Genomic DNA, 2,013 nt, shown 5'->3' on the forward strand with positions numbered 1-2,013 from the left:
CGTTAAGTTTCGTCAACTACCTTTTTTGATCCTGAGAGAGGCCATGTCGCTTGTCCGCTGGATTTTAGGGATCCACACCACCACGCCCGTTTTGGGCCTGGCCCTGCTGCCGTTGGAGCCGGGGCTGGGAGAAACCCGCAGTCAGAGCTGGTGGCTGGATCGGGAGATGGCAGCGCAGTTGCACCCCTGCTTGAAAGTCTTCTTGGCCGGTCAGGCTTGGTCGCAGATAGCTGCGATCGCTGTAGCTTTGGGGCCGGGCAGCTTTACGGGCAGCCGTTTGGGGGTGAGCGTGGCCCGTCTGCTGGGCCAGCAACTGGGCATTCCCGTGTTTGGCTACTCGGCTTTGGCCGTCCTCGCCCGCCAGGTGTGGCAGGAGCAGGGATCCCCGCCCCAGCCCTTGACGGTGGCGGTGCAGATGGACGCCAAACGAGGAGAGCGGTATGGCGGCGTGTATCGGGTGACAGAAGAGGGTGTCGCTGCAGAAGTGGCCGATCGGCTCTGGGAGGAAGAGGCTTGGCAGGCAACTCTCCGACAGTGGCCGCAAGCTCTATCCGTGAATGCCGCCGATTTTGTGGATCCTGCACCTGTGGTGGCGTTGGCAGAATTGGCCCGCGCCGATTTTCGGGCCGGATTGCGCCCTCAGTGGCAGGAGGTGCTGCCCCTCTACGGTCGCCAGCCCCCGATTGATCTCAGAGGGCTGAATCGGACTCCGCCTCCCCAGCGCGAACGGAGTGCCCCATCGTCACGGTAAGATTGGGAAGTCTAAGCAACGGATCCCTCTGCTGACATGATCTCAAGCAACGATTTGCGCCCTGGCGTCTCTGTAGAAATTGACGGAGCTCCCTACAAGGTGATCGAGTTCCTGCATGTGAAGCCCGGCAAGGGAGCAGCCTTTGTGCGCACCAAGCTCAAAAACATGCAGACTGGCAACGTTGTGGAGAAGACTTTCCGCGCCGGTGAAACCCTGCCCGCAGCCACCATCGAAAAAGTCGAGATGCAGTATCTCTACGCGGAAGGGGACAACTTGGTGTTTATGGACATGGAGACCTATGAGCAGGCTCCAATTACCGCCGCCCAAATTGGCTCCGCCGTGAAATATCTGAAAGAAAACATGCAAGTGTCAATCTTGCGCTGGAATGGGCAGGTGATCGATGTGGAGCTGCCCAACACCGTTGTTCTGGAAGTGGTGGAAACAGATCCAGGGGTGAAAGGAGATACCGCCACTGGGGGAACCAAGCCGGCCAAGCTGGAGACCGGTGCTGAGATCCAGGTGCCTTTGTTCATCAAGGTTGGAGAACGGATTCGGGTCGATACCCGCACCGACACCTATCTGGGCCGGGAGTGAGTTCTCCCTCTCCTTTTCGGTTATGGATTTCTGTTGTGGACAGGTGATGCATCAGGAGTGAACCTTCCCTTGGATGTTGTCAATTGGCAGGAAATTCGTCTTCTCCTGGCCGCTCTGCAAGAGAGCGATGTTACCGAGCTAACTCTGGAGTTCAAAGATTTTCGCCTCACCTTGCGCAAAGGGATCCCGACTGAGCTCTCCTCCACCCCCGCCAGTCCGGTTATTGTCTCCTCTGCGCCTCCTCCTGCTCCTGCAGAAGCGCCCCCTCCTCCCACTGCTCCCAAATCCACCCCCAGCCATTGGATAGACGTGACGTCACCAATGGTGGGCACTTTCTACAGCGCCCCAGCTCCAGGTGAACCTGACTTTGTGCGGGTTGGCCAACGGGTGAACAAGGGCCAAACCCTGTGCATCATCGAGGCCATGAAGCTGATGAACGAGATCGAGGCCGAAGCGGCAGGCGTGGTGACCGAGATTTTGGTGAGCAATGGGCAATCGGTGGAGTTTGGGCAGGTGTTGATGCGGTTGGATCCCACAGCTTGATGGGCAAGGGGGTAAACCGGATTTTGGCAACCCAATCTCCCTTGCCTGTGTATACACCAAAGTTGAATCGGATTGAGGGGATGTGGTCGGTGTTGAAGCGCTGTATCCGGCAGTTTTCCAGAGCC

The 2,013-nt window shown here is 58.2% G+C and carries 3 protein-coding genes; all 3 read left to right on the forward strand.

What is annotated here, in order from left to right; genetic code table 11:
• A partial coding sequence (tsaB, locus tag NW819_RS13300) for a tRNA (adenosine(37)-N6)-threonylcarbamoyltransferase complex dimerization subunit type 1 TsaB (protein WP_414414036.1) occupies positions 1–751 on the forward strand: 751 nt, incomplete at its 5' end.
• A gap of 36 nt (positions 752–787) precedes the next feature.
• Complete coding sequence (gene efp, locus NW819_RS13305; protein WP_414335241.1) at positions 788–1,345, forward strand: elongation factor P; 558 nt, start codon at positions 788–790, stop codon at positions 1,343–1,345.
• A 69-nt stretch (positions 1,346–1,414) separates the two neighbouring features.
• On the forward strand, positions 1,415–1,888 hold the full coding sequence (accB, locus tag NW819_RS13310) for an acetyl-CoA carboxylase biotin carboxyl carrier protein (protein WP_011432092.1): 474 nt from the start codon (positions 1,415–1,417) through the stop codon (positions 1,886–1,888).
• The last annotated feature ends 125 nt before the right edge of the window (positions 1,889–2,013 follow it).

The organism is Synechococcus sp. R8-2 (genome assembly GCF_047461715.1).
In the GTDB taxonomy this organism is placed as follows: domain Bacteria; phylum Cyanobacteriota; class Cyanobacteriia; order Thermostichales; family Thermostichaceae; genus Thermostichus.

What these genes read in the sequence shown, in the direction of transcription:
- efp (WP_414335241.1), top strand. Translation starts at nt 788, where the DNA reads ATGATCTCAAGCAACGATTTGCGCCCTGGCGTCTCTGTAGAAATTGAC.